22 protein-coding genes are annotated in these 26,800 nt (G+C 62.9%); 11 read left to right on the top strand and 11 right to left on the bottom strand.

From position 1 onward, the window contains the following. The first annotated feature begins 3 nt into the window (after window positions 1–3). Together AC0L26_RS16130 and AC0L26_RS16125 are read left to right on the top strand one after the other, a co-directional pair. Window positions 4–585: an NAD(P)H-dependent oxidoreductase gene (locus AC0L26_RS16130; RefSeq protein WP_473633426.1), complete on the top strand. Its 582-nt coding sequence runs from the start codon at window positions 4–6 to the stop codon at window positions 583–585. Then, complete coding sequence (locus tag AC0L26_RS16125) at window positions 585–1,172, top strand: NAD(P)H-dependent oxidoreductase (RefSeq protein WP_473633425.1); 588 nt, start codon at window positions 585–587, stop codon at window positions 1,170–1,172. Before AC0L26_RS16130 ends, AC0L26_RS16125 begins: the two co-directional genes overlap by 1 nt. 46 nt (window positions 1,173–1,218) lie before the next feature. On the opposite strand, the gene AC0L26_RS16120 is transcribed toward AC0L26_RS16125, so the two are convergent. From AC0L26_RS16120 to AC0L26_RS16100, 5 genes are read right to left on the bottom strand one after another with little or no spacing between them, the layout of a single operon-like run. Continuing rightward, on the bottom strand, window positions 1,219–3,678 hold the full coding sequence (locus AC0L26_RS16120; protein ID WP_473633424.1) for a GcvT family protein: 2,460 nt from the start codon (window positions 3,676–3,678) through the stop codon (window positions 1,219–1,221). Next, entirely contained in the window at window positions 3,675–4,856 is a 1,182-nt protein-coding gene (locus AC0L26_RS16115; protein ID WP_473633423.1) for a pyridoxal phosphate-dependent aminotransferase, read from the bottom strand. Before AC0L26_RS16115 ends, AC0L26_RS16120 begins: the two co-directional genes overlap by 4 nt. Next, window positions 4,856–5,755 (bottom strand): homocysteine S-methyltransferase family protein, encoded by a 900-nt coding sequence (locus tag AC0L26_RS16110; protein WP_473633422.1) that lies wholly within the window; start codon window positions 5,753–5,755, stop codon window positions 4,856–4,858. Before AC0L26_RS16110 ends, AC0L26_RS16115 begins: the two co-directional genes overlap by 1 nt. Next, window positions 5,752–8,205 (bottom strand): GcvT family protein, encoded by a 2,454-nt coding sequence (locus tag AC0L26_RS16105; RefSeq protein WP_473633421.1) that lies wholly within the window; start codon window positions 8,203–8,205, stop codon window positions 5,752–5,754. Before AC0L26_RS16105 ends, AC0L26_RS16110 begins: the two co-directional genes overlap by 4 nt. 16 nt (window positions 8,206–8,221) lie before the next feature. Further along, complete coding sequence (locus AC0L26_RS16100) at window positions 8,222–8,809, bottom strand: helix-turn-helix domain-containing protein (protein WP_473633420.1); 588 nt, start codon at window positions 8,807–8,809, stop codon at window positions 8,222–8,224. 293 nt (window positions 8,810–9,102) lie between these two features. On the opposite strand from AC0L26_RS16100, the gene AC0L26_RS16095 reads away from it, so the two are divergent. Further along, window positions 9,103–9,807 carry a nitroreductase gene (locus AC0L26_RS16095; RefSeq protein WP_473633419.1) on the top strand — a complete coding sequence of 235 codons (705 nt, stop codon included), beginning with the start codon at window positions 9,103–9,105 and terminating at the stop codon, window positions 9,805–9,807. Window positions 9,808–9,871: 64 nt separating this feature from the next. Here AC0L26_RS16095 and AC0L26_RS16090 read toward each other — a convergent pair whose 3' ends face one another. The 6 genes from AC0L26_RS16090 to AC0L26_RS16065 form a co-directional block, all read right to left on the bottom strand. Beyond that, a complete protein-coding gene (locus AC0L26_RS16090) occupies window positions 9,872–10,201 on the bottom strand; it encodes a helix-turn-helix domain-containing protein (protein ID WP_473633418.1) in 330 nt (109 codons plus the stop codon). A 64-nt stretch (window positions 10,202–10,265) separates the two neighbouring features. Further along, window positions 10,266–10,619 (bottom strand): hypothetical protein, encoded by a 354-nt coding sequence (locus AC0L26_RS16085; protein ID WP_473633417.1) that lies wholly within the window; start codon window positions 10,617–10,619, stop codon window positions 10,266–10,268. Window positions 10,620–10,760: 141 nt separating this feature from the next. Further along, the gene (locus AC0L26_RS16080; RefSeq protein ID WP_473633416.1) at window positions 10,761–11,378 is read right to left on the bottom strand and encodes a sarcosine oxidase subunit gamma; all 618 of its coding nucleotides are present in this window, start codon (window positions 11,376–11,378) and stop codon (window positions 10,761–10,763) included. Next, window positions 11,371–14,379, bottom strand: a complete 3,009-nt coding sequence (locus AC0L26_RS16075) for a sarcosine oxidase subunit alpha (RefSeq protein WP_473633415.1) — start codon at window positions 14,377–14,379, stop codon at window positions 11,371–11,373. Before AC0L26_RS16075 ends, AC0L26_RS16080 begins: the two co-directional genes overlap by 8 nt. Beyond that, a complete protein-coding gene (locus tag AC0L26_RS16070; RefSeq protein WP_354490901.1) occupies window positions 14,376–14,672 on the bottom strand; it encodes a sarcosine oxidase subunit delta in 297 nt (98 codons plus the stop codon). The genes AC0L26_RS16075 and AC0L26_RS16070 overlap by 4 nt, the downstream gene beginning before the upstream one ends. A gap of 11 nt (window positions 14,673–14,683) precedes the next feature. Continuing rightward, complete coding sequence (locus AC0L26_RS16065; RefSeq protein ID WP_473633414.1) at window positions 14,684–15,943, bottom strand: sarcosine oxidase subunit beta; 1,260 nt, start codon at window positions 15,941–15,943, stop codon at window positions 14,684–14,686. A gap of 219 nt (window positions 15,944–16,162) precedes the next feature. Between AC0L26_RS16065 and AC0L26_RS16060 the strand changes: the two genes are divergently transcribed. The 8 genes from AC0L26_RS16060 to AC0L26_RS16025 all read left to right on the top strand — a co-directional run bounded on the left by AC0L26_RS16060 (window position 16,163) and on the right by AC0L26_RS16025 (window position 26,532). Continuing rightward, window positions 16,163–18,652: a mechanosensitive ion channel family protein gene (locus AC0L26_RS16060; RefSeq protein ID WP_473633413.1), complete on the top strand. Its 2,490-nt coding sequence runs from the start codon at window positions 16,163–16,165 to the stop codon at window positions 18,650–18,652. Between the two features lie 291 nt (window positions 18,653–18,943). Beyond that, a complete protein-coding gene (locus AC0L26_RS16055; RefSeq protein ID WP_095486721.1) occupies window positions 18,944–19,207 on the top strand; it encodes a hypothetical protein in 264 nt (87 codons plus the stop codon). A 267-nt stretch (window positions 19,208–19,474) separates the two neighbouring features. After that, on the top strand, window positions 19,475–20,908 hold the full coding sequence (locus tag AC0L26_RS16050; protein WP_473633412.1) for a UbiA family prenyltransferase: 1,434 nt from the start codon (window positions 19,475–19,477) through the stop codon (window positions 20,906–20,908). Between the two features lie 2 nt (window positions 20,909–20,910). Beyond that, window positions 20,911–22,263: an FAD-binding oxidoreductase gene (locus tag AC0L26_RS16045; RefSeq protein ID WP_473633411.1), complete on the top strand. Its 1,353-nt coding sequence runs from the start codon at window positions 20,911–20,913 to the stop codon at window positions 22,261–22,263. A 122-nt stretch (window positions 22,264–22,385) separates the two neighbouring features. After that, on the top strand, window positions 22,386–22,817 hold the full coding sequence (locus AC0L26_RS16040; RefSeq protein ID WP_473633410.1) for an EamA family transporter: 432 nt from the start codon (window positions 22,386–22,388) through the stop codon (window positions 22,815–22,817). Then, window positions 22,814–23,821 carry an NAD-dependent epimerase/dehydratase family protein gene (locus tag AC0L26_RS16035; protein ID WP_473633409.1) on the top strand — a complete coding sequence of 336 codons (1,008 nt, stop codon included), beginning with the start codon at window positions 22,814–22,816 and terminating at the stop codon, window positions 23,819–23,821. Before AC0L26_RS16040 ends, AC0L26_RS16035 begins: the two co-directional genes overlap by 4 nt. Before the next feature lie 23 nt (window positions 23,822–23,844). Further along, the gene (locus AC0L26_RS16030; RefSeq protein ID WP_473633408.1) at window positions 23,845–25,317 is read left to right on the top strand and encodes an aspartate aminotransferase family protein; all 1,473 of its coding nucleotides are present in this window, start codon (window positions 23,845–23,847) and stop codon (window positions 25,315–25,317) included. Between the two features lie 21 nt (window positions 25,318–25,338). Continuing rightward, window positions 25,339–26,532 carry a hypothetical protein gene (locus tag AC0L26_RS16025; protein WP_473633407.1) on the top strand — a complete coding sequence of 398 codons (1,194 nt, stop codon included), beginning with the start codon at window positions 25,339–25,341 and terminating at the stop codon, window positions 26,530–26,532. Window positions 26,533–26,800: the final 268 nt, after the last annotated feature.

Here is a 26,800-nt window from a genome sequence, read left to right as displayed (position 1 = left end):
TCGATGAACATCCTCGTGCTTTACGCCCATCCGGTCGAGACCAGTTTCAATGCCGGTCTGCACCAGATGATCGTCGAGCGGCTGACGGCGGCCGGCCACGCCGTCGACGACTGCGATCTCTATGCCGAGGATTTCGATCCCAGGCTGACGCGCCCCGAGCGGCTCGGTTATCACGACGAGCGCGGCGCCGATGAGCCGGCAGCCGCTTACGTCGAGCGCTTGCAAAAAGCCGAGGCGCTGGTGCTGTCGTTTCCGGTGTGGAATTACGGCTATCCGGCGATCCTGAAGGGCTTCTTCGACCGCGTTTTCCTGCCCGGCGTGTCGTTCAAGCTGGTCGACGGCAAGGTGCAGCCGTCGCTGCACAACATCCGCAAGCTGGCGGCGGTCACCACCTATGGCGGCAGCCGGTTCCGCGCCATTCTGATGGGCGATCCACCGCGCAAGCTGGTCAAGCGCGTGTTGCGCGCCACCATCAAGCCAGATGCCTCCGTGTCCTATCTCGCGCAGTATTCGATGAACCTGTCGAGCGATGAAACGCGCAAGAGATTCCTGGCGAAAGTCGCCGCCGCCATGGACGCTTTCTGATGCGGGTCCTGGTGGTTTACTGCCATCCAATGCCTGAAAGCTTTTGCGCTGCGATCCGCGACAGTGCCATCGAGGTGTTGAAGGCGAGGGGCTGGGAGGTGCGGCTGCTTGACCTCTATGCGGAGAATTTCGATCCGGTCATGGGCTGCGGCGAGCGACGCTCCTATAATGAGCACGCGCCGCAGGACCCGGCGCTCAAGCCGCACATCGACCACCTAAACTGGGCCCAGGCAATCCTCTTCATTTATCCGACATGGTGGTACGGGCTGCCGGCAATGCTGAAGGGGTGGCTAGACCGGGTCTGGGCAACCGACGTCGCTTTTAAGCTACCAGCGGGCAAGGGACGGATCCAGTCGCTGATGAGGCACGTGACGAAGATCGGAGTGATCACGACCTGCGGCGCACCGACCTGGTGGAGCGTGGTCGTCGGCCAGCCTGGACGCAAGACGATCCTGCGCGGCATGCGGGCGCTCTGCGCCACCCGCTGCCGAACGTTCTTCCTGGCGCACTACCTAATGGATGCATCGACGCCGAAGACGAGGGCGGCGTATCTGGAGAAAGTGCGGGCGAAGCTGGAGCGGTTTTGAGAGATGAGCGTCCTTCTCCCCGTAAACGGGGAGAAGGGAAGATGCCCTACATCCGCACCCGTTCCCCTTTCGGATCGTACATCGGCTTCAGTGATGTCTCGGCGGCAAAACGCTCGCCAGCGATCTCGATTTCGTAGGACGACGACAGCACATCCACCTCGTTCTCGCCCTTGCACTCGATGTAGCCGAGCCCGATGGCGCCGCCGAGATGGTGGCCGTAATTGCCTGAGGTGATCGGGCCGACAATCTTGCCGTCGCGCAAGATCGCCTCATTGTGGAAGAGCAAGGGTTGAGGATCTTTCAGGCGGAACTGCACCAGCCGCCGGCTCAGTCCTGTTTCCTTCTTCCTCAACACTGCATCGCGACCGATGAAGTCGCCCTTGGCTGTTTTGACCGCAAAGCCGAGGCCGGCCTCCAGAACATTGTCCTCGTCGGTGATGTCGTGGCCGAAATGCCGGAACGCCTTTTCGATACGGCAGGAATCCAACGTGTGCAGACCGCAGAGTTTCAGGCCGACATCGGAGCCGGCCTCCGTGATCGCCTCGAAGACATGGGCGGCCTGGTCGGTCGAGACATAAAGCTCCCAGCCGAGTTCGCCGACATAGGTGACGCGGTGGGCACGGGCTAGCCCCATGCCGATTTCTATCTCGTGAAAGGTCCCGAACGGATTGGTTTCGTTGGAGAAATCGTTGCGACTCACCTTCTGAATCAATTTTCGCGAGTCCGGGCCCATCAGGCAGAGAACGGCTTCGGCCGCCGTCACATCTGATATGACGACGAACTCGTCGGCAAGATGCTTGCGCAGCCACGCGAGATCACGCTGCAGCGTCGCGCCGGGCACGACGAGGAAGTAGGCCGTTTCAGACAGCCGCGAGACGGTGAGGTCGCTCTCGATGCCGCCGCGCCGGTTGAGCATCTGGGTGTAGACGATCTTGCCCGGCGCCACGTCCATGTCGTTGGCGCAAAGCCTCTGCAGGAAGGCACAGGCGTCACGGCCTTCGACACGGATCTTGCCGAAGGAGCTCATGTCGAACAGGCCGACGCCGTTTCGGACCGCCAGATGTTCGTCGCGCTGGTTATCGAACCAGTTCTGCCGCTTCCAGGAATAGCGGTATTCGCGCTCCTGGCCAGGCCTAGCGAACCAGTTGGCGCGCTCCCAGCCGGCAACCTCGCCGAATACCGCGCCGCGTGCCTTCAGATGTTCATGCAGAGGGGAGCGCCTGATGTTTCGCGAGGTCGCCATCTGGCGATACGGAAAATGATCGGCGTAGAGCAGGCCGAGCGTCTCGGAGACGCGCTCTCTGAGGTAACGGCGGTTCCTCTGGAACGGTTGGGCGCGGCGAATGTCGACTTCCCACAGATCGAAAGGCGCTTCGCCATCGTTGATCCATTGCGCCAGCGCCATGCCGGCGCCACCGGACGAGACGATGCCGATCGAATTGTAGCCGGTCGCCATCCAGTAGCCGGAAAGCTCGGGCGCCTCGCCGAGATAATAGCGATCGTCGGGGGTAAAACTCTCGGGACCGTTGAAGAAGGTGTGGATGCCGGCGCTGGCCAGCATCGGCATGCGGTTGACGCCCATTTCAAGGATCGGCTCGAAATGCTCGAAATCCTCCGGCAGCTGGTCGAAGCAGAAATCTTCGCTTATGCCGTCCATGCCCCAGGGCTTGGCCACCGGCTCGAAGGCGCCGAGCATCATCTTGCCGGCATCCTCCTTGTAGTAGGCGCATTCGTCCGGCACGCGCAGCACCGGCAGGCGGGAGAGACCGGGGATCGGCTCGGTGACCAGATAGAAATGCTCGCAGGCATGCAGCGGGATGGTGACGCCGTTCTGGCGCCCGAGTTCGCGCGCCCACATGCCGGCGCAGTTGACGACGATGTCGGCTTCGATCGTGCCTTGCTCGTCGCCTTGCGCCCAGGACACGCCGGTGACGCGGCCATCCCTGGTATTGACCTTGGTGACCTTCACATTCTCGACGATGGTCGCACCGCGCTGACGTGCGCCCTTGGCCAGCGCCATGGCGATGTTGGCGGGATCACACTGGCCGTCGAGCGGCAGGTGGACTGCGCCGACCACATCGGAGATGTTGAGATGTGGATACATCTCCTTGACTTCACCAGGCGAAATTTCGCGCACGTCGATATCGAAGGCGCGGGCGAGGGACGCCTGCCTATAAATCTCGTGCCTGCGCTCCTCGGTCAGCGCCACGGTGATCGAGCCGACCTGGCGCATGCCGGTGCCGACATCGGTCTCGGCTTCCAGCTTGACGTAGAGGTCGGCCGAGTATTTCGCCAGCCGCGTCATGTTCTGCGAGCCGCGCAACTGACCGATCAGGCCGGCGGCATGCCACGTCGTGCCCGATGTCAGCTGCTTGCGTTCGAGCAACACGATGTCGGTCCAGCCGAGCTTGGCCAGATGGTAGGCGACCGAACAGCCGGAGACGCCGCCGCCGATGATGACGGCCCTGGCCTTCCTAGGGATTGCTTTCGGGGGCAGGGCGCTCATGCGGCCTCACGGCGATAGGTGGAAGCGAAGCGGCGCAAGCGAAGGGCTGCTTCCAAAAGTATCGCCTCGGGCTGGCAGAGGCTGACGCGAATATGGCCGGCGGCCGCCTCGCCGAAGCTCGAGCCCGGCATCACGCCAACCTTTTCCTTATCGAGGAGAGCCCAGGCGAATTTCTCGTCGTCCGGCTCGACAGCCGATATGTCGAGCATGACATACATGCCGCCCTCGGAGCCGCGCACGGTGACGTTGTTCATGCCGCGCATGGCGTCGAGGACGACGCTGCGCCTTGCGGCATAGCGTTCGGCGATCTCCTTAACGCCGTAGCCGTTTTCCAGCGCCTCGGCGCAAGCGAGGCTGATGAAGGCCGGCAGGCCGTAGGTCGTCACCAGATTGAGATTGATCAGCAGCGAGATCATCTCTTCGGGCCCGGTCAGCCAGCCCATGCGCCAGCCGGTCATGCCGTGACTCTTCGACATGGAATTGATGACCAGCGTGCGTTCCGCCATGCCGGGCAGCGAGCGCGGCGAGATGTGCTCGCCGCCGCCCAGCGTCCAGTAGACCTCGTCCGACAGCAGCCAGAGGTCATGATCCCGGCAAATCTGCGCCAGCTCTTCAAGCCGCTGGCGCGAATAGACAGCACCCGTCGGGTTGTTCGGCGTGTTGATGAGGATGGCCCGCGTGTTCGGCCGAAGCGCTGCACGAATGTCGGCGGCTCGCGGTTGAAAACCATCCTCGGCGGGTGTCTCGACTACGGTGAAATCGGCGCCCGCGGCGCTGAATGTGTTGGGATAGGTCGCGTAATAGGGTGCGACCACGATGGCATGGTCGCCCTGGTCGAGAACGGCTTGCACTGCCGCATACAGCGCTGCCTGTCCGCCCGGCGTGGCGATCACCTGGTCGGGGTTGGTCGCAACGCCGGTGCAGAGGGCCGAGGTCGCCGCCATCGCATTGCGCAGACGCGGAAGGCCCGGCAGCGGGGTGTAGTGATGGTTGCTGGCGCGAACCGCTGTCACGCAGGCTTCGATCGTCTGCTCCGGCGTATCGAAATCATGGTCGCCGACCGACAGGATGATGATGTCCTCGCCGGCCTCCCTGCGTGTCCAGGCGGCAAAATGGACCTCCCAGCCGTCCTTGCCGGAGGGCACGATGCCGGAAATGCGCGATGATGGTCTGGGCATTATGCTACTCCCGAAATTTCATAGCCGGCCTGTTCGAGCCGGTCGCGCAGGGCGGCGATATGGGGCGGTCCGACTTCGCAGCAGCCGCCGACGATGTCGACACCGGTCTCGACCCAGCCGACCGCCTGGCCGGCGTAGGCATCAGGATCGAGGTCGTGGCGGGCGTGCAGCACTTCCACCGTGCCGCCATGCTTGAGCGCCTCGATCGAGGTGAAGCCGTTGGCATAGGCGCCGACCGGGCCGCCGAGACCGATCAGTTCGGGCAGCGCTGCGGCGATCGCTTCGGGCCGGCAGCAATTGATCAGCCGCGCCGTAACAGGCAGACCGTCGAGAGCGCTCGACGCAGCCGCAATAGTTTCGCCGCTGCGCAGCCGTGGTGCGCCGTGATCGGCAAGCGTCCACGACACCCATACCGGTTTGCCGCTTTCCGACGCCGCGGTGACTGCCGCGCGCGCCTCCTCGGCCGATGCCATGGTCTCGCACAGGAACAGATCGACGCCATCAGCCTGTTCGGCAACGATGCGGCGGTAGATGTCGAGCGTGTCCTGGAAGGATATAGTCAGCGCCGGTGCGTAGCTGCCGAACAGGGGAGACAGGCAGCCGGCGATCGCCGCGTCGCCGGCCTGATCGCGAGCCTGTCTTGCCAGCTCTATGCCGCGCTTCTGCAGCGGCTTGAACAGTTCTTCCGCGCCTTCCCGCGCCAGCCGCTCGGGCGTTGCGGAATAGGTGTTGATGGTGATGACACGGGCGCCGGCCCGGATGAACTCCGCATGCAGGTCGCGCACCAGGTCCGGTTCGTCGATCAGCACCCTGGCTGACCACAGCGGCGTCGGCTCGGAACTGCTGCGGCGTACCAACTCCTGGCCCATGCCGCCGTCTGTGAGGATGATGGACTTCATGCGCGCAATCTCTCGTTCTTTGGATCCCATAGTGGTTCGTCGTTCTGCACGACCGCCTGAAAACGCTCGCCGAAGATCTCGACCTCTACCGTGGTTCCCGGCCCGGTGAGGTCGGCGCGCAGCATGCCGAGCGCGATCGACTTGTCGATGCGATGACCCCAGCCGCCGGACGTCGTCTCGCCGACGATCTCGCCGTTATGCCATAGCGTCGACATTGTGGGCGCGTCGCAGTCGCCGGGGTTTTCGACAACCAGTGTGACGAAACGCTTCTTCACGCCCTGCTGCTTCTCGTTTTGCAGCGCCGCCTTGCCACGGAAATCCGGCTTGTCCCATTTGACGAAACGCTCCAGCCCGCCCTGCAGGATCGTATAGTCGGTCGACAGGTCACCCTTCCAGGCGCGATAGCCTTTTTCGAGCCGCAGCGAATCCAGCGCATACATGCCGAATGGCTTCAGGCCATGCCTCTGTCCGGCCGCCCAAACGGCGTCGAAGACGGCGGCGGTATCACCGACCTTGGTGTGGATTTCCCAGCCGAGTTCGCCGGCGAAGGACACGCGCACCAGCTTCGCCCAGCGGCCTGCGATTATTGTCTCCTGATGCGTGAGCCAGGGCAGAGCAAGGTCGGCGGCGCAGAGCTCGTCGAGGATTTTTCGCGAATTGGGCCCGGCGAGGATCTGCGTGGAGTATTCCTCGGTCCGATCGACCAGCTTGAATGAAGCGTCCTTCGGCATGCGCGATTTCAGCCACTCGAAATCATGCCACTGCGCCACGGCGGCGGTGATCAGCGTCATCAAATTCTCGTCGTGGCGCACCACTGACATCTCAGTGACGATGCGGCCCTTGTCGTCGGCAAAATAGGCGAGGCCGATGCGGCCAGGTTTTGGCACGATGCCGGTGACCTGCTGGCTCAGCCATTCGGCAGCACCTGGACCGTCGAGGTTGAAGCGGGAAAAACCAGGCAGGTCCAAAATGCCGGCGGCGTCGCGCACGGCGAGGCATTCTTCGCGGACGCGATGCTGCCAGGGCCCCTCGCGGCTGAAGGTCAGCGTCGCGGCTTCGGAGACGTCGTCGCCGGCTTGCGGGTACCAGGTGGCGCGCTCCCAGCCATTATAGGCGTCGAAGCAAGCGCCGAACGCCTTGGTGCGATCGTGGATCGGCGACAGTTTGCGGTCGCGCCCAGCCGGCCAGGCATGGCGCGGGAACTGGATTGCGTATTCGTTGCCGTAGATCTCCATGCCCTTGGCGACGCAGTAGTCCTGGGCCGAGGCAAAGCTGGTGAAGCGGCGCGGATCGCAGGACCACATGTCCCATTCGGTCTGGCCTTCAGTCACCCATTCGGCCAGCACCTTGCCGGCGCCGCCGCCCTGGGCGATGCCGAAGGTGAAGACGCAGGCCTCGAAGGCATTCGGCACGCCGGGCATCGGGCCGATCAGCGGGTTGCCGTCCGGTGCATAGGGGATTGGGCCGTTGATGACCTTGGACAGGCCGGCGGTGCCGAGGATAGGCACACGGGCGACGGCATCGGCCAGATAGTCCTCCAGCCGGTCGAGATCATCGGGGAACAGCTGGAACGAAAAATCATCGGGCATCGGATCATTGTGGCCGACCCAATGTGCACGGCAATTGCGCTCGTAGGGGCCGAGATTCATGCCGTTCTTTTCCTGGCGCAAATAGTAGGAGGTGTTGACGTCGCGCAGCAGCGGCAGTTTCTTGCCTTGCTCCTTCGACCATGCGGCCAGTTCGGGAATTTCCTCGAACAGGATATATTGATGGCTCATCACCATCATCGGCACGTCGCGGCCGAACATTCTGCCGACTTCGGCCGCGCGATAGCCAGCGGCGTTGACGACGATTTCGCAGCGGATCTCGCCCTGCGCCGTTTCGACCACCCACTCGTCCTTCTCGCGGCGCACGCCGGTGACCGGACAGAAGCGGATGATCTTGGCACCCATATCGCGGGCGCCCTTGGCCAGCGCCTGGGTCAGCTGCGCCGGATCGATATCGCCGTCGCTCGGATCGTAGAGCGCGCCCTTCAGCTCATGCGTCTCGATGAATGGATAGCGGCGCTTGATCTCGTCGAGCCCGACCACATCGATGTCCATGCCTTGATAGCGGCCCATACCCTTGGCGCGCTGGAACTCCTGCATGCGCTCGGCCGTATGGGCCAGCCTGAGCGAGCCGGTGACGTGGTAGTTCATGGGATAGCCGACCGCGTCGGCCAGCCCGCGATAGAGCTCGGTCGAATAGCGCTGCATGTTCATCAGCGACCATGAGGAGGAGAAGGTCGGCACGTTGCCGGCCGCATGCCAGGTCGAGCCGGAAGTAAGCTCGTTCTTTTCCAGGAGCACGCAGTCGGTCCAGCCCGCCTTGGCAAGATGGTAGAGCGAGGAGGCGCCAACGACACCGCCTCCGATGATCACCACACGTGCCGTGGTCGGCAAACCGGCCATGTTCTTCTCCAAACCTCTAGTAAACAGGTGGTGAGACCACCCAGATGACTACCGTCGGCTCCGCTCCAGGATTGCGCCAGCGGAACGGCTTGCCGTCGAAGCGAAAGGAGTCGCCCTCACCAAGCCGGTGCCAGACGCCTGATATCTCGATGTCGAAGCTGCCGGAAGCGACATATCCGGCTTCCTCCGTCGGCCGGCGCGCTTCGGTCTTCAGCTCCGCACCCGGGGCGAAGACCGAACGCAGCATCTCGAAGCTACCGCCGAGATCGGGCGACAGAAGCTCCTCCACAAGGCCGGAATCGCTTGTGCCAAGCGTGCGGCGGCTGCCGGCGCGCACGATGACGCCGCGCTCGTTCTCGACGGGCACGTCGTGGCTGAAGAACAGGCTGACCGGCACCCCGAACACTTCCGCGAAGGCCCTGAGATCGCCGAGCGACGGGATCGACAGGCCGCGCTCGACCTGACTGACCCAGCCGACGGAGCGGCCAAGCTTCAGGCCGATCTCGGCAAGCGTCAGCCTGCGCACCTTACGCAGCGCCCTGATATCGCCGGCCAGCAGCCGTTCGCGGTTTTCCTGCTCAGATCTGACGGCTGTTGCGGGCAATGTTACTTCTCTTGAAATTCCCATGGTGAAAAATTGGGGGCAAATTTCATGAGAGGTCAAGTTCGTGAAAAAATCAAGATGATTTTCATGAGGTCACAAGATTTGCTTGCGCCATTTTGGCGGTTCAGGCAAAGGCTCGGCCACGAACGGCGAGTGAGGGCGCCCGGTCGAGGCTTACGATAGAGCGCCACGCGTCAATTGGACCCGCAATGGTGCTCTCCCATTTTCTGGACGGCGCATGATCTTTTCCGGAATCGATTCCGGTTTAGGGATTACGCGTAAAGGGACGGCCCATGCTTGAAAACAACACCCGGATTGCCAAGGATGCGGCGATCGTCGACGAGGCGATCACGTCACGCCGTTCTGTGCGGGCCTTCCTGCCCGATATGGTCGATGACGAGACGATCCGCGCCATTCTCTCTGTCGCCGCGCGTGCACCTTCGGGCACCAACATGCAGCCCTGGCGGGTCTATGTCACCAAGGGTGAGGTCAAGCAGCGGATCACCGACGCCATCCTCAATTCCGGCATCCGCGCCGAAAAGGCCGACTGGGACGAATACCGCTATTACCCCGACCAGTTCTTCGAACCGTATCTCACCCGGCGGCGGGCGAATGGCTTCGGCCTCTACGGCGCGCTCGGCATCGGCCGGCGTGAGGTGGACAGGATGCGTGCGCAGCACGACCGCAACTTCGTCTTCTTCGACGCACCGGTCGGCATGATCTTCACGGTCGACCGGCGGCTGAACAAGGGCTCGTGGATCGATTACGGCATGTTCCTGCAGAACATCATGGTGGCGGCGCGGGGCAGGGGCCTGCACACCTGTCCGCAGGCGGCCTTTGCACCGTATCACAAGCAGATCAGGCCGGTGCTTAATATCCCCGACGAGGAGATCGTCGTCTGCGGCATGGCGCTCGGCCATGAGGACAGATCCAAGCCCGAAAACGAGTTCCGCACCGACCGCGCGCCGCTGGAAGAGTGGGTGACGTTTGCGGAGTAGTGCTTACTGGTAATGTGCGGCATGTAGCCAATTTGCTACGCAGTCCGCCCGCGTTTCGACGGCCCTAGGGCGACGGGGCAGCCACTTCGTCCTCCATGTCGAGGGATTCTTCAACTGCTTCCGGATTCCGGGCAATGGTCCAGAGGAGCGTATTCGCCGCCGCATCTGGTTCCGAACGACCTTGCTCCCAGTTGCGGAGTGTTGCCAGGTCGAGGCCATACCTCACGGAGAACGCCTCCTGAGAGAGTTTCGTGCGATCCCGGACTTCGCGGACGCTTATCGGCCGGGGCGCATGGACCTTTGCGATCACCCCTGCGGACGAGAGTTCATCCTTCAGTGCCCGCAGGTCGTCGACGCAAGGAACCGTCACGAATGCCTTGCCGTGATCGACCATCTCGGTGAGGACCGCGTGTGCCGTCCTCAGCGGCAGCTGTCTTCTGACGAGAATTCGAGCAGCCTCAGGAGTATTCGCGCCGTGAAGAAAGCTGAGGCTCAGCCGGACGGGAGAGCCTGACGACACGCGGACGACGTCCCGGGTTCGCACCCGTTGTCCGAACCGCTCCATGAACTTCGATGTAGTCGACATCTAACTTCTCCGCGATCACCCGACCGAGCATGCGCAATTTGGACCATCCCCACTGGACCTGCGCATCGCCGCCAATATGGAGGTTACGGACGACAAGATGGTTGCCGGCAATCTCCACGTCTCCCAGGAGCTGAAGCACGCCATCCGGCGTGACCACGTCAAAGAGGAGGCATGGGTCCTCCGAAATATCGTCGTCCAGGATGAGTTCGATGTCATCGGGCTGCACACGCGATCCCTACGCAACTTGCTTATAGAAAATATGTCGAATGCTGGCGAGGGTCAAGGCCTAACCGATCTCCGAATTGGCGGGATGTGGCAACACACGACACACAAGGGTGAATTTCGAGCCGATCACCCAGGACGACTTTCAAGCCACTTCGTAGCCGACTTCCTCGCTGGCGTGACAGAGCGCTTTCCAGAACGAGCGCGCAAACGAGCGGAATACGTAGATGTCGAACTGGTCGGCGCCGGTGCGCTGGATCTGGGCGAAGACGTCATGATGCGTGGTCGAGCGGCCGGCACCGATCGGGAAGGCCGGCAGCGCGAAGTCGATGGCGAAGAATTTCGCCAGCACCCATTCGGCCTTCGGTCCGGCAATGCGGATCGCGGTGCGGCCATGCGATAGGTCGGTTACCGTGCCGATATCAGGGGTGACTACGCTGGCAAAGGCCGATGCCAGGCCTTCGGCCTCGTCGACTACGGTGAATTTTCCAGGCGCAAAGCCGAATGCGGACCTCGCGCCGTTGGTACTGCCGGCGCCGGCGCCGTCGGGCAGGGCAATGCCGGTAACGGCGCGGATACCTGCTATCAAATTCTTCTCCTGGCCCGGCCAGGCAGCGAGCTGCAGGATCGACCCCGGCCTGGTTTCGGAGAGGATGACATCGATGCCGTGTTCGAAATCGCCATGCGAGCCGGTGCGCAGTTCCGGCTCAAGCGGGACCAGCTCAAGCGGTGCAACATCAAGCGGTGATTGGCGCTCAACCATGCATGCGGCTCCCGTCCGGATCAAAGAAGTGGTTGGAGACGATCTCGACCGGGCCGAACCGGTTGCGCAGGGGATCAGAGATATGGGCGCGCGTGCCGCGCCGTGCCTTGCCGTCCTTGACCAAAGCGAGCGCGATGTACTTGCCGAGTGCGGGCGAATAACAGCAAGCGGTGATGTGGCCGATGGAATCGCGCGGATTGGCTTCGTCGAGTTCCTCGACGATATGTGCGCCGCCGTTGAGCGGCTGGTTATCAAGCGAAATCAGCCCGACGAGTTCCAGACGGCCGGGCGCGATCAGGCCCTCGCGATCCATCATCGCCGAGCCGATGAAGGGCTTCTTCTTCGACAGCATCCAGTCGAGATGCAGATCGCGCGCCGTGGTGCGGCCGTCGATCTCGGCGCCGGTGACGTGGCCTTTCTCGATGCGCATCGTGCCCAGCGCCTCAAGCCCGTAAGTCACCAGTCCGAACCGCTTGCCGGCTTCGATCAACGCTTCCCAGACATGGGTGCCGTACCCGGCGCCACAGTACACTTCGAAGGCCATTTCGCCGGAGAAGGAAAGCCGGCAGATCATGACAGGCACGCCCGATATCTTGCCACGCACGATGCCCATGAAAGGCAGAGTGGCGTTGTCGACGGCAGTGCCAGTGACGCAAGCAGCAAGAATGTCTCGCGCCTTTGGCCCGCCGATCGCGGCACCCGCCCATTCGTCGGTCACCGAGGTGACGTGGACCTTCAGCTCCGGCCAGATGACGTCGAGGAAATACTCCAGATGCTGCATCACCCTGCCGGCATTGGCCGTGGTGGTGGTCATCAAAAAGTCATGTTCGCCGAGCCGCCATGTCGTACCGTCGTCGAAGGCCAGGCCGTCCTCGCGCAGCATCAGCCCATAGCGGGCCTTGCCGACAGCCAGCGTCGAGAACATGTTGGTGTAGACCCGGTCGAGGAATTCCGCCGCATCCGGACCCTGCACGGCGATCTTACCCAGCGTCGAGACATCGACGATGCCGGCGCTCTCGCGCGTCGCCCTGGCTTCGCGCACATAAGCCTGCTCGATCGTCTCGCCGGGGTGACCATAAATCATCGGGCGATACCAGAGGCCGGCCGAATACATGGTCGCGCCGTTGGCGACGTGCCAGTCATGCATCGGCGTCAGCCGCTCGGGCCTCAGATCGCCGAACCGCTCGGCGGCGAGTGAGCCGATCGACACCGCCGAAAAGGGTGGGCGAAAGCGGGTCGTGCCGACTTCCGGGATCGGCTTGCCCAGTGCTTCGGCCATGATGGCGAGGCCGGGTATGTTGGAGTTCTTGCCCTGGTCAGTCGCCATGCCGAGCGTGGTGTAGCGCTTCAGGTGCTCGACCGAGATGAAGCCTTCGCGATGCGCCAGCCGAACATCCTCCGCAGTCACGTCGTGCTGAAAATCGACGAAGCTTTTTCCATCGGCTTTGATTTCGAACACCGGCGCTGGATCAGGATCGCCGGGTGCTGCTTCGACGACCGGCAAGGCCGTTGGTGCGCCGGTCCCGCCGGCCGCCGAAAGCCCGGCGGCGCGACCTTCGGCGATTGCCTCGGCGGTGGAGAAGCTGCCGGTGAAAGCGCCGGCGCCAATCCATCGCTGGGTTGGCCATTGCTGGTTTGGCTTCGGTGGCAGGAAAGCCTGTCGGGCGGTATTCCACTCCGCCTTGGCGCCGGCCTGGCTGGCCAGATGGATGGTCGGCGACCAGCCTCCCGACATCAGCAGGCAGTCGGCGTGAATGCTGCGCGCGTCGCCGGCAAGCGCGCCGTTGGCCATGTCGAAGCGCTGCACCTTAACCCCGGACAGCGCCTTGCCGCCCTCGGTGGCGACCACAGCGTGACCGGCAAGGCTCTTGGCCTCCGCTTCATCGGCGAGCCCGCGCATCTCGCTCGATAGCTCCGGGCGCACGTCGACGATGGCGACGATCGCCGCGCCCGCCTTCTTCAGCGCAAGGGCGGAGCGATAGGCGCTGTCATTGTTGGTGAAGATTGCGATCCTGTTGCCTGGCAGAACGCCGTATTCGTTGGCATAACGCTCGGCGGCATGCGCCAGCATCACACCCGGCCGGTCGTTGCCCGGAAACACCAGCGGCCGCTCGTAGGAACCGGTGGCCAGCACCACCGACTTGGCGCGGATGATCCAGTAGCGGTGGCGCGGTTCGCCCTTGCCGGGGATTTCCTTATGATCGCTGACCCGTTCGAGCGCGGCGAGCGTATTGCCGTCGTAATAGCCCCAGACCGTGGTGCGCGGCAGCAGGCGGACATTGTCATAGCCTCCGAGCTGGCCGGCGGTTCGCGCAGCCCAGTCGGCCGCCGGCATGCCGTCGATCGTCTCGCCCGACCAGTTGGCCGAGCCGCCGAAATGCGGTTCGAGCTCGCTGAGGATGACACGCGCACCCTGGTCGGCGGCTGCCCTGGCGGCCATCAGCCCGGCCGGACCGGAGCCGACCACCAGCACATCGCAGAAAGCGTTCATACGCTCATAGCGCGCCGTGTCGGGGGCGGCCCCGGCGCGGCCGAGACCGGCGGCGCGGCGGATGAAATGCTCGCAGAACATCCAGAAACGCGTGCCCTTCAGTGGGCCGATCGCAGGTCCCATGAAGGTCTTGTAGTAGAAACCGGCGGACAGAAGCTTGCCGCCGAGCTGGTTGGCCGCGCTGACATCCCAGGACAGCGACGGAAAGCGGTTCTGGCTGACAGCCGTCAGCCCGTCATAGATCTCGACCATGGTCGCGGCGATGTTGGGCTCGCGGACCTCACCCCGCAGCACCGTCACTAACGCGTTCGGCTCCTCGACGCCTGATGTCAGCAAGCCGCGTGGGCGGTGATATTTGAACGAGCGCCCGAACAGGGTGACGCCATTGGCCAGCAGTGCTGAGGCAAGCGTGTCGCCGGCATGACCTGTGTAAGGCGCGCCGTCGAAGGTGAACCGGATGGTTCGCAGCCGGTCGATCCGACCACCGGCATGGGTACGGCGAGGGCTCATGACTTGCCCCCCGCCTTGTGCCGTGCCGCGATCTTGTGGTCGCCGCGCGCGAAGGCGACGCTGGAGATCTCGTGCGTCAGCGTGTTGCGCACGACCCTGAGATGGGCGCGGCAGCCGCCGGAGTGCTGCCAGATCTCATTGTGGTCACCCGCCGGGTTCAACCGATCATAGACATAGGCGTTCCAGGCATCGAGGTTCTGTGAGGCAGGCTGAGGGCGCTCGCGGTTGCCATCGCCCTGATAAGTGAACTCGATGACGTCGCGCGGGCCGCAATAGGGGCAGGTAATCAGCATGGAGTCCTACCCTAATGCAGCCTAGGCGTCGCGCCCTGGCCCTTGTCGTCGATCACCAGGCCGCGATAGAAACGGTCGAGTGTGAAGGGTGCGTTGAAGTCGTGCGGCTCGTCCTTGGCGATGGTCCAGGCAAAGCACCAGCCGGAGGCCGGCGTCGCCTTGAAGCCGCCGTAGCACCAGCCGCAATTGAGGTACATGCCCGGCAGCGGACCGGTGGTGATGATCGGCGAACCGTCCATCGACATGTCGCAGACGCCGCCCCATGAGCGCAGCATGCGCACGCGCGCAAGCCCCGGAAACAGCGCCAGCATCTCGCTCATCACCTCATCGACGACAGGCAAACTACCGCGCTGGGCATAGCTGTTGTAGCCATCGAGGTCGCCGCCATAGACCAGGCCACCCTTGTCCGACTGCGAGATATAGAAGTGGCCCATACCGAATGTCAGGATCGTGTCGATGATCGGCTTCAGCGATTCCGACACGAAGGCCTGCAGCACATGGCTTTCGATCGGCATGGTTTCGATGCCGGCCAGTTGCATGACGCGTCCGGTGCTGCCGGCAACCGCAAGCGCCACCTTCTTGGCGCGGATCTCGCCGCGCGTCGTCGATACGCCCGTAATGCGGTCGCCGTCGCGCAGGAAGCCGGTGACCTCGCAATTCTCGATGATGTCGACGCCGCGGCGATCGGCGCCGCGTGCATAACCCCAGGCGACGGCGTCGTGACGGGCGCTGCCGGCGCGCCGCTGCATCAAGCCGCCGATAACAGGGAACCGCGCCGAACCGGAAACGTCGAGCGCCGGGACAAAGCGCTTTATCTCTGCCGTCGTCATCAGTTCGGCGTCGACGCCGAGATGGCGCATGGCGTTGCCGCGCCGGGCAAGATCATCAAACTGGCCGGGCGTATGGGCAAGATTGAGGCAGCCGCGCTGCGAGAACATGACGTTGTAGTTGAGATCGTGCGAAAGGTTCTCCCACAGCTTCATCGAATGTTCGTAGAAGCGGGTGTTGGCAGGCAGCAAATAGTTGGAGCGGACGGCCGTCGTGTTGCGGCCGACATTGCCGGAGCCGAGCCAGCCCCTTTCCAGCACCGCGACATTGGTGATGCCGTGCTCCTTAGCCAGGTAATAGGCGGTCGACAGGCCATGACCGCCGCCGCCGATGACGATCACGTCATAGGATGCCTTCGGGTCCGGCTTGCGCCAGGCCGGCTTCCAGTCCTTGTTGCCGGTCAGCGCGTTTTTGAGAAGCGAAAAGGCCGAATATTCCGCCATTCTTTCTGTTATCCGTTCTGGCTTTTTGTCGTCCGTGCTGGGCGATGCGGCACACTATAGAGCAGGCCGTCGCCGCAAAGCCAATATTGCGCCATCGCTTTTCGACTGGCCGACTCCGAAATCGGCGGGCGGAGCGGGACGGCTTGCTCCCAGGTATGAGCGTCTTTATCAAGGGCAAGCTTTAGAACGCCTTGCCGCCCGTGAGTCGCCGGAAACATTATGTTCTTTCGTTTGCTCCGCCTGGTTCTGATCTTTGCGCTTTTCGTCTTGGCGCCGCCGCCTTCCGACGCGATGGCGCAGGCCATCGGCCAAGGGGCGGCCACGCTGATCGCAGAGCAGATGAAGGCGATCCAGGACCTGACCGCCAAAACCGACGACCTCGAGAAAAAGATACCGCAGGAGGCCGAGGAGGACGCGGGCCTCGTCGATATCCGGCTGCAACTGGAGGAAATTTCGCGGGCAGCGTTGACCAGTGCGCTGGCGTTTCGTTCGCGTCTTGCCGACATCAACAACCGTATCGAGGTTCTGGGCGCGCCGCCGGCCGAGGGGCAGCCACAGGAACCCGAGATCGTCACCAGCGAGCGTGGGGCACTGGCGGCCGAAAAGGCAGAGATCAATGCCGTCATCGCCAGCGCGCAGAACCTGTCGATCCGCATCAGCGGACTGATCGACAAGATTAGCACCATGCGCAGCGAGCTGTTTCGTAATGTGCTCACCAAACGTTATGTGCTGTCGGATGCACTGAGCCCGGAGGTCTTCTCCGACGCGCAGGACGAATACGCCAATTTTTACAGGGCGGTATCGTCGTGGCTGACCTTCGCCTTCAAGTTCAAGTTCCAGGCCGTGCTGGCCGCGACCTTGATGGCGCTTTCGCTGGCTGCGGTGCTTTTTGTCGGTGGGCGGCGTCTGTTCGGGCGTGTCTTCGAAGCGGACCCTTCCGTTGAGGACCCCTCCTATCTCAGCCGGCTGTCGGTGGCGTTCTGGTCGACATTGCTGCCGACGTTGGCGGTCGGCGTCTTCCTGGTCTCGACCGTGTTCTTTTTCAACTACTACAACGTTTTGCGCGGCGACATTGGTGTTTTCCTGAATGCGCTGGTCGCCGTCATAGCGGTGGTGTTCTGCGTCAACCGGCTGGCGAATGCGGCGCTGGAGCCACGGCTGCCGAACTGGCGGCTCATACCCGTTGAAACCGGCCCGGCACGCTGGCTGGTGCGGCTGACGACGGCCATGGCGGTGGTGATCGGCATCAATAATTTCCTGTCGGTCGTCAATGACAAGATGGGCTCGCCGCTGTCGCTGACCATCGCCAGAAGTTTTGTCGCCACGGTCATCGTTGGCGTCATCCTGATCCTGATGGGGCTGCTGAAACCCTTCAAGGCCGCCGACGGAAGCTGGCGGCCCTGGCCGGCGTGGCTGCGCTACACCGCCTTCGCGCTAGGTCTTTTCACCATCGCCGCGGCGCTGCTCGGCTATATCGGTCTTGCCATCTTCGTCTCGCTGCAGGTCGTGGTCACCGGCACCATACTGGTCACAGCCTATATAGGCTTCCTGTCGGCGCGGGCGATCAGCGAGGAAGGCGGCTTTGCCAACACGTCGATCGGGCGCTGGCTGTCGGTCAATTCCAGCTACGAGGAGTCCGCGCTCGACCAGCTCGGCCTGGTCGTCAGCGTCGCCATCAATATCATGATCGTGCTGGTATTCCTGCCGCTGATCCTGCTGATGTGGGGCTTCCAGCCCGGCGACATCCAGGCCTGGGGCTACAAGCTGGCGACGGGCCTCACCATCGGCTCGGTGACGATCTCGTTGACCGGAATCCTGACCGGCATCGTTGTCTTCATCATCGGTTATTTCCTGACGCGCTGGTTCCAGGGCTGGCTCGACGGCTCGGTGATGGCGCGCGGCAAGGTCGATACCGGCGTACGCAACTCGATCCGGTTGGCGGTCGGCTATGCCGGCGTCGCGCTCGCAGCACTCGTCGGCGTCTCGGCGGCGGGTATCGATCTCTCCAACCTGGCGCTCGTCGCCGGCGCCCTGTCCCTCGGTATCGGCTTTGGCCTGCAGAACGTCGTCTCTAACTTCGTCTCCGGCCTGATCCTTTTGGCCGAGCGGCCGTTCAAGGTTGGCGACTGGATCGTCGCCGGCGACATCAGCGGCACGGTCAAGAAGATCAGCGTGCGCGCCACCGAGATCGAAACGTTCCAGCGGCAGTCGGTGATCCTGCCCAATTCAAACCTGATCAACAATGCCGTCGGCAACTGGACGCACCGCAACAAGCTCGGTCGCATCGACATCAAGGTCGGCGTCGCCTACGGCAGCGACGTCAAGCAGGCCCATGCTGTCCTGTTGGAGATTGCACGCGGCCATCCGCTGGTGCTGAAGAATCCCGAACCCTTCGTGCTGTTCACCAATTTCGGGCCGGCCGCTCTCGAATTCGAAATCCGCGTGTTCCTCGCCGACGTGATGAACGGCAATATCGTGCAGAACGACATCCGGTTTGCCGTCCTCGATGCGTTCGCCGATCAGCATATTGAAATTCCATCGGCGCCGCGCGCCGTCGTCGAGACCAAGAAGCATGAGGCGTGGCCAATCGACGACGATAAGATCGAAGTCGATTTCGCCGAACAGGAGCGTGCGACGGCTGAAGCCGCGGCCGAGACGAAACGCCTGGCCAAACCGGGGCGCAGGATCCGCAAGCCGGATCCCGATTAGGATATATCGATATTCAGGTGAGGCCGGCCTGCGAGCGGCGGTTTCCTGCGCTTCCGGTACTCACGTACCCAAAAGTACGCTCCGTTCCGGTTCTCGGAACCCACCACTCTCGGCTCGGCCTGACCTGAATCTCAACATATCCTCAAGTCAGGCTCCAAAGCAGCGAAAGCAATTGCGGCATGAATGCGGCATTCAGTTGCCGTTCAGCTTCCATGTCATATAAGCTCGTATGCAAAGGGCGAGAATGCCTTGCGAAATGCAACAGAGGCGGTGGAAACACCGATATTGCAAATGTGGAAGTCTCTCGTCGCCGCCATCGCTTTTCTTGCCGTGGGCGGTTCAGCTTTCGCCGCTAGCGCGACCAACAAGGACGCCGAGACCCGCACGCTCGTCGTGACCGAAGGCGGCGGCAAGACGGAGCTGGCGCTGGCCGCCGGCGAAACCGCGGAATTCTGCCCGAGCGGGTGCTTCGTTACCATGCCGAACGGCGACCTCGAGGCGCTGACCGGTTCGGAAACGATCGAAATCTCGGGCGGCGTCGCCCGTATCAAGTAACCCGCGTCAAGTAACGTCGGCTGGTTGTTTCGAAGGCCGGGCAAATGCCCGGCCTTTTATCGTTTCGGGTCATCGATGCTTAACGATGAAGGGGGAAATACCGTGACGCGGACCAGGCCGCGCTGGGCGTTTTAACGTTCGCTGCGCTGTTCCCCGCTATACCGGCCCGAAGACGCCAAAGCACGGCGCAGGTTTTGGATTCGGCGCATGATCCTTTCCGAAAAATCAGTTTTCGGGGTCATGCGCTTTTAGGCAGGGCAACGGAAAATGGACGCGCGGTCGGACAGGAACGCAATTCCGCTTGCGGTCGATCTCGACGGCACGCTGATCGCGACTGATCTGTTGTGGGAGGGGCTGTTCATCCTTCTCAAGAAGAATCCGCTTTATGTTTTCCTGGTGCCGTTCTGGCTCGCCGGCGGGCCGGCGCGATTGAAACAGGCCATCGCTTACCGCGTCGATATCGATCCTGCGTCGCTGCCTTACCGGGAAGCGCTGCTTCAGCGCCTTCGCACCGAACATGGTGAGGGCCGCCATATCGTGCTTGCGACCGGCACGCCGCGCAAATTCGCCGAGGCAATCGCCGCACATCTCGGCATATTCGACCGCGTCCTGGCGACCGACGGCCCTTACAACATGACTTCGGGCAGAAAGCGCGGTTCGCTAGTCGCCGCTTACGGCGATGGCGGATTCGACTATGCCGGAAACAGCCGGCACGATCTTCAGGTATTCGACGCTGCGCGCACGGCAATCGTCGTTGCGCCCGACCGCCATGCCGCTCGCTGGCAGGCCGCACACAGTGCCGAAATGATGCCGGCGCCGAAGCCGACAATCAGAACCATCGTCAAGATGCTGCGTGTCCATCAATGGCTGAAAAATTCGCTGATCGCGGTGCCGATGGTGCTGTCGCACGAATACTTCAACACCGACATGATCTGGGAATGTCTGCTGGCATTCGTCTCGTTCAGCGCGGTGGCTTCCGCCATCTACATCCTCAACGATTTCTTCGATCTCGCACTCGACCGCAAACACCCGACCAAGCGCAACCGGCCATTCGCCAGCGGCGCGCTGTCGATTCCGTTCGGCCTCGGTTCGATGGCGGTGCTGCTTGCAATAGGTCTGGGTGCAGGACTTCTGCTGCCGATCGAATTTCTCGGCGTGCTCGGCGGCTATATCATTGTCACCACCGCGTATTCATTGTCGTTCAAGCGCATGCTCCTGATCGACGTGCTGACGCTGGCCGGTCTTTACACGATCCGCGTTCTGGCGGGCGCCGCGGCGACCGGTGTCGACGTCTCGTTCTGGCTGCTGGCCTTCTCGATCTTCTTTTTCCTGTCGCTGGCGCTGGTGAAGCGTTTCGTAGAGCTGCGCACGACCGCCATTCCGGCCGGCGAGCGCATTGCCGGCCGCGGCTACCGCACTGAAGACCAGGAGATCGTCGCCCAGGCGGGCATGGCTTCGGCCTTTTCCTCGGCACTGGTACTGGCGCTCTATATGGACAGCGTTGCGGTGCGCGAGCTCTATCCGCACCCCTGGCTGGTCTGGCCGTTGGCCCCTATCGTACTTTACCTGACTATGCGCGTCTGGATACTTGCCCGCCGCGACGAGATGCATGACGATCCGGTCGTCTTCATCATCCGCGACTGGCGCAGCCAGATAGTCGTGCTCATCGGCGCCTTGTTTCTGGTCGCCGGAGGCTGGTAGGCATGGCGAAGGAGCGGTTCCAGAGCTTTGGTCTTGCCACCCCACCGGCGACCGGTGCGATCATGGCGGCTGACGCCATCGCGCTGCTGAAGAGCGGCAAGGCGACAAGAGATGCCTTGCTCGCCTACGGCAACGGCCGCTCCTATGGCGATTCCTGCCAGAACGAGGCCGGCAGGATCGTCGACATGCGGCCGCTGAACCGCATCCGCGCTTTTGATGCCGAGACCGGCGTGATCGAGGCCGAGGCCGGCGTGCTTCTGCCCGACATCATCGCCCATGCGGCGCCCTATGGCTTCTTTCCGGCGGTCGTTCCGGGCACGCAGTTCGTCACACTCGGCGGCGCCATCGCCAATGACGTTCACGGCAAGAACCATCACCGGCGCGGCACCTTCGGCTGCCACGTCGAATCCTTCACGCTGCTCAGGTCGGATGGACGGACCCATTACTGCTCGGCCACCGACAATGCACGCCTGTTTGCGGCGACGATCGGCGGCATGGGGCTGACCGGATTGATCCTGTCGGCATCGATCCGGCTGATGCGGGTGCCATCGCTCGACATCGTCGAGACGGCAACGCCGTTCCACGACCTCGGCGAATTCTTCGAGCTTGCCGAAGCGGCCGACCAGGCCAACGAATACGTCGTCGCCTGGATCGACCAGCTTGCCGGCGGCCGCCGCCGTGGGCGCGGACTGCTGTTTACCGGCAATCACGCCGAGCATGGCTCTCATGTGGCCCTGCGTGCTGGCGGCAATCTTTCGGTGCCGTTCCAGCCGCCGTTCAACGTGCTCAACCGGCCGTTCCTGACCGCCTTCAATGCCGCCTACCGGTGGAAGAAGGGCCGGTCCACGGTGCCGCACAAGGTCGGCTACCAGGGGTTTTTCTTTCCGCTCGACGGCGTCGGTAACTGGAACCGGCTCTACGGACCGAACGGGCTTTTCCAGCACCAGAGCGTGGTACCGGAAGACGCCGCGCGGCGGGCGGTGCCGGCGTTGCTTGCGGCGGCAAAGCGGGCCGGGCAGGGATCGTTCTTGACCGTCCTGAAGCGCTTCGGCGGGGTCCGTTCGCCGGCACTGCTGTCGTTCCCGCGCCCGGGTTTTACGCTGACGCTGGATTTTTCCAACCGTGGCCGGGCGACCCTGGCGCTGCTGAAGGAGCTCGACTACATCACGATCGAGGCCGGCGGCGCGATCAATCCTTACAAGGACGCCCGCATGGGCGCAGACATCTTCGCCGCGTCCTTTCCGGAATGGCGGCACCTCGAAGCCATCCGCGACCCCGCGTTCATGTCGAGCTTTTGGGCGCGAACGGCGAAAAAGCTCGAAGCGCGGCACGCAACGGCCGAAGCCGCGGAATAGCTAAAATCCGAATAGTTCATGGTTAATGGATCGTTAAATTCAGGGTTTGATCGAAGTGTTTGCTACTTCACGAAATGTTTGCAGATTCTAGATAGACCGATGAATGGGCTTGTGGAAATAACATGAAATACATCATCTTCATTCTATTCACGGTCATGACCAATGCCGCTGCGCAGCTCATGCTGAAGCAGGGGATGATGTCGCTCGGTCCGATTTCCTTCGAGGGCGCCAATCCGTTGTTGAAACTGTTGCAGATCGTCTTCAGCCCGTGGGTTTTCCTTGGCCTCTGCACCTTCGTCATCTCGATGGCGTCGCACCTTTATGTGCTGTCCAAGGTCGAGCTCAGCTTCGCCTATCCGTTCCTCAGCCTTGCCTACGTCGCCGTTGCGATCTTTGCCTATTTCATCTTCCGTGAAGACCTCAATGCCTGGCGCGTCGCCGGCATCGCTTTCATCTGCGTCGGCACGGTGCTGATCGCGCAGAGTGGGCGCGGACATGACGAGGAAAGGGCCTCCCTTTCGTCCGACAAGATTCACAGCGGGATCGTTCGATGAGACATGTGATCTTCGGCGGTGACGGTTTCGTCGGCCGCCACCTAGCCCCGAAATTGGTCGCCGACGGCGAGGAGGTCGTCGTCGCCGATATCGCCAAGAGCGACCTGCCGCATTACCGCTCGGTCCGCACTATCAGGTGCGATGTCACCGATCCCGCCTCGGTCGCTTCGGTCGGGCTGAAGGCCGACGACATGGTCTACAATCTGTCGGCGAAAATGCTGTCGCCGATCCAGGTGCGCGCCAAGCGGCACGAGTTCTTCTTCCCGGTGAATTTCCACGGCACCGAGCACATCATCCAGGCGATGGACAGGGCCGGTGCGGTCAAGCTCGTCCATTACACGACCGACATGATCTACGGCCATACCGTCACGCAGCCGATGACGGAGGAACATCCGGTCGCGCCGCTCGGCGAATATGGCTGGTCGAAGCAGAAGACCGAGGAACTGGCCGCCGAATGGCGCAAGCGCGGCATGTCGATCTCGCTGTTTCGGCCACGCCTCATCATTGGCCCCGGCCGCCTCGGTATCCTCGAAAAACTGTTCAAGCTGATCGACTGGAACCTTCCGGTGCCGATGATCGGCTCGGGCAAGAACCCGTATCAGTTCATCTCGGTATTCGACTGCGCCGAGGCTGCGCGCGCCGCCTGGAAGGCCGGTGTGCCTGATGAAGCTTATAATCTCGGTTCGCTCAATCCGCCGCCGGTGAAGAAGTTGCTCGGCGACCTGATCAGGCATGCCGGTTCGAAGTCGCTCCTGATCCCGACTCCGGGCTGGGCGGTCAAGCGCACGCTCGACCTGCTCGACCTCTTGAACATGCCGATCATGGATCCGGAACAATATCTGATCGCCGACGAAGACTGCGTGCTCGACGTGTCCAAGGCCGAACGTCAGCTCGGCTGGGTGCCGCAATATCGCGACGAGGACATGCTGATCGCCGCCTACAGCGAATACCGCGCCAACAAAGACGGCCATGCCGTCGCCGCCAAACACGTGCCCGCCGAGTGAAGGGCCAGCAGGAGACTCTCGAGATGACCGTCATGACCAAGCCGGACCACACGACTGCGCGCGCCACGGTCAGCGCGCCGGCGCTTTCGCCCGCCACCACCGCCAAGCCCGATCTGATCAGCGTCGAGCAGGCCAAGGCGATGGACGTCGCACGCATGACCGACCTGTTCAAGGCGCATCTCAACCCTGGCCAGTTGCATTTCATGAAGCTGCTCGGCTTCCACAAGATCAAGATCGAGCGCGCCGAGGGCATGTTCTACATCGATCAGAACGGCCGCAGGATCCTGGATTTCTTCGGCGGCTTCGGTTCGGTGGCCTTCGGGCACAATCATCCGCGCCTTCTCGAAGCGCGCAAGAAATTCCAGGAGGAGAAGCGGCAGGAGATCGCCATCGCCTTCATGTCGCAATATGCGGCGGCCCTAGCGCACAACATCGCCAAATGCTCGCCCGGCGACCTCGACATGGTGTTCCTCGGCTCGTCCGGCTCGGAAGCCATGGAAGCGGCGGTGAAGCTCGCCGAGCGCGCCGCCGGCCCGAAGCGGCCGAAGGTCGTCTACGCCGAGAATTCCTTCCACGGCAAGACCAAGGGCGTGCTGGCGATCACCGACGGCTCGCTTTACCGCGCCGACTTCAAGGTCGCCGACAATGTCGTGCGTATCCCGTTCGCCGACATCGAGGCGGTCGAGCGCACGTTCCGCTCCGATCCCGAGGTCGGCGTCATCGTGCTGGAAACCATCCAGGGCGGTGGCGGCATCATCCAGGCGCCTGCCGAATACTGGCAGAAGCTGCGCGCGCTCTGCGACCAGTATGGCGTGCTGTGGGTCGCCGACGAAGTGCAGTGCGGCTATGGACGCTCCGGCCGCTTCTACGCCTTCGAGCATTACGGCGTCGTTCCTGACGTGACGGCGCTGGCAAAGTCGCTCGGTGGCGGCAAGGCGGCGGTCGGTGCGATGATCGCGCGGCGCGAGGTCTACATGAAGGCCTATGGCACGCCAAAGACGGCGATGATCCACGCTATGGCCACCTTCGGCGGCATGGGCGAAGCCTGCGTCACCTCGATCGAGGCACTCAACGTGCTTTACGACGAGGGGCTGATCGACAACGCCGCAGTGACCGGCGACTACCTCCTGCAACGCCTGCAGGCGCTCAAGGAGAAGTACCCGAAGATCATCAAGGACGTCCGCGGCAAAGGCTTGATGGTCGGGCTGGAATTCCACGACTTTTCGCAGACCTTGCCGATGGTGCTGCGGCCTGTGGTCAGCGTGCTTGACGAGAAGCTGAAGGGGTCCTTGTCCGGCTTCGTCGGAGCACTGCTGCTGCGCGACTACGACGTGCTCGTCGCATTCACCGAATACAACCGCAACGTCATCCGTCTCGAACCGCCGCTGATCTGCCAGCGCGAACATGTCGACCGCTTTATCGAGGCGCTCGACAGCCTGCTGTCGCGTGGCATCGTGTCGATCGTGAAGGATTTCGTCAAAAGCCAGGTCCGCTAGGCAGGTCCGCTGAGCGAAACCATGCTGACCAAATCTCCCGTTTCGACAAACCTGCTCGACCGACTCACCGAGGCCGGTCTGGCGTGGGGCGAGGGCACCTATGCGCGTCTTGCCGCACCGATCGGGGCGGCAGCCTTCGGGCTCTACATCCTTTTGACTGCCGCGATGGCATGGTTCATGCCCGACGCCAATTGGGACATGCTGCCCTATCTCGCGATCGCCGAGGAGGGCACCTATCCCGATGTGCAGGCGCTGCACGACTATGCCTATGGCACGGTCAGGGACGGTGTATCGGCGGGCGACTACAAGGCGCTGGTCGATGATGGCGGCGGTTTCCGCAGCCATATGGCTGGAAATGCCACCGACTTCCATTCGCTGCTCGGGATGTATCGGGTCAAGTTCCTCTACGCCGAGATCCTTTCGACGATGAGTTCTGTGATGTCGCCGGTCGAGGCGATGCGGCTGCTACAGGTATTGTCGGTGCTGCTGTTCGGTGCGATCGCGCTGCTCTGGCTGCGGTCCGAAGGCGCGCTGGCGCTGGCGCCGGTCGCCGGCGCGGTGCTGATCATGGCCGAATTCGGCGATGTGGCGCGGGCCGCGACGCCGGATCTGCTGTGTTCGGCGCTGTTCCTCGGCGGGCTTTTTGCCTATGCGCGCGGTCGCGAAGTGGCAACGGCGGTCCTGCTTTTCCTCGCCTTCATGGCGCGGCCCGACAACATCGTCTTTCTCGCCATCTTCGCCGTGCTGCTGGTCGCCTTTCGGCAGAGGGCGTGGGGCGCGCTGGCCGGTTTTGGCGCCTCTCTGGTCGCCTACTTCGCCATCTCGCATTGGGCGCAGCATCCCGGATGGTGGCCGCATCTGTGGTTCTCCAGCGTCGAGCAGCACTATAATATGGTCGGTTTCGATCCGCCGTTCTCCGCTGTCGCCTATGTCAGGGCCTTTGCCGCCTCCCTGGTCCGCGCCGTCAGCCTGAACAACTGGGTCGGCGTCTCGGTGCTGGCGCTGGCGGGGTGGTATGCGATCAGCCGCGCCGGCTTCAAACTCGACCGCCGCGCCGGCATCCTGTTTGCGGCGCTGGTGCTCGGCGTGCTGGCCAAGTTCACCGTCTTCCCGATCCACGACACCCGCATCTACTTTCCCAACCTGATCCCGCCGTTCCTGTTGCTCGCCGGCCCGTTCATGGCGCTGTGGGCTAGCAATCGTTCCGGGAGATAAACCATGAGCTCCGTCTTCAGCCTGGCGCGCATCATTTCCCCTTGAACAGCTGATCTCGAAGACCCGTGCCGCGCGTCCTTTTGAGCCCACGAGGACGCTGTAGAGTTTTCTTCGGCGCGTGATCCCGGCGAAACTCGATTTCCGATTTTTCGGGGTTATGCGCAGGGGTCGCGCCGCACCTGCGGCGTGTCGCAAACAGGCGGTAGCGCGATGGCCGTCGCCTGCATATTGTGCGCCGGTCACGCGGGCGCCGGCGCCCGCAACAGCA

The sequence above is a fragment of the Mesorhizobium sp. WSM4823 genome (assembly GCF_055811195.1).
This window is presented reverse-complemented; position numbering and strand designations above follow the sequence as displayed.

Bases quoted from the DNA above. Each gene is read 5' to 3' on its own strand.
- AC0L26_RS16130 (WP_473633426.1), top strand. From the start codon at position 4: ATGAACATCCTCGTGCTTTACGCCCATCCGGTCGAGACCAGTTTCAAT.
- AC0L26_RS16125 (WP_473633425.1), top strand. From the start codon at position 585: ATGCGGGTCCTGGTGGTTTACTGCCATCCAATGCCTGAAAGCTTTTGC.
- AC0L26_RS16120 (WP_473633424.1), bottom strand. From the start codon at position 3,678: ATGAGCGCCCTGCCCCCGAAAGCAATCCCTAGGAAGGCCAGGGCCGTC.
- AC0L26_RS16115 (WP_473633423.1), bottom strand. From the start codon at position 4,856: ATGCCCAGACCATCATCGCGCATTTCCGGCATCGTGCCCTCCGGCAAG.
- AC0L26_RS16110 (WP_473633422.1), bottom strand. From the start codon at position 5,755: ATGAAGTCCATCATCCTCACAGACGGCGGCATGGGCCAGGAGTTGGTA.
- AC0L26_RS16105 (WP_473633421.1), bottom strand. From the start codon at position 8,205: ATGGCCGGTTTGCCGACCACGGCACGTGTGGTGATCATCGGAGGCGGT.
- AC0L26_RS16095 (WP_473633419.1), top strand. From the start codon at position 9,103: ATGCTTGAAAACAACACCCGGATTGCCAAGGATGCGGCGATCGTCGAC.
- AC0L26_RS16090 (WP_473633418.1), bottom strand. From the start codon at position 10,201: ATGGTCGATCACGGCAAGGCATTCGTGACGGTTCCTTGCGTCGACGAC.
- AC0L26_RS16080 (WP_473633416.1), bottom strand. From the start codon at position 11,378: ATGGTTGAGCGCCAATCACCGCTTGATGTTGCACCGCTTGAGCTGGTC.
- AC0L26_RS16075 (WP_473633415.1), bottom strand. From the start codon at position 14,379: ATGAGCCCTCGCCGTACCCATGCCGGTGGTCGGATCGACCGGCTGCGA.
- AC0L26_RS16070 (WP_354490901.1), bottom strand. From the start codon at position 14,672: ATGCTGATTACCTGCCCCTATTGCGGCCCGCGCGACGTCATCGAGTTC.
- AC0L26_RS16065 (WP_473633414.1), bottom strand. From the start codon at position 15,943: ATGGCGGAATATTCGGCCTTTTCGCTTCTCAAAAACGCGCTGACCGGC.
- AC0L26_RS16060 (WP_473633413.1), top strand. From the start codon at position 16,163: ATGTTCTTTCGTTTGCTCCGCCTGGTTCTGATCTTTGCGCTTTTCGTC.
- AC0L26_RS16055 (WP_095486721.1), top strand. From the start codon at position 18,944: ATGTGGAAGTCTCTCGTCGCCGCCATCGCTTTTCTTGCCGTGGGCGGT.
- AC0L26_RS16050 (WP_473633412.1), top strand. From the start codon at position 19,475: ATGGACGCGCGGTCGGACAGGAACGCAATTCCGCTTGCGGTCGATCTC.
- AC0L26_RS16045 (WP_473633411.1), top strand. From the start codon at position 20,911: ATGGCGAAGGAGCGGTTCCAGAGCTTTGGTCTTGCCACCCCACCGGCG.
- AC0L26_RS16040 (WP_473633410.1), top strand. From the start codon at position 22,386: ATGAAATACATCATCTTCATTCTATTCACGGTCATGACCAATGCCGCT.
- AC0L26_RS16035 (WP_473633409.1), top strand. From the start codon at position 22,814: ATGAGACATGTGATCTTCGGCGGTGACGGTTTCGTCGGCCGCCACCTA.
- AC0L26_RS16030 (WP_473633408.1), top strand. From the start codon at position 23,845: ATGACCGTCATGACCAAGCCGGACCACACGACTGCGCGCGCCACGGTC.
- AC0L26_RS16025 (WP_473633407.1), top strand. From the start codon at position 25,339: ATGCTGACCAAATCTCCCGTTTCGACAAACCTGCTCGACCGACTCACC.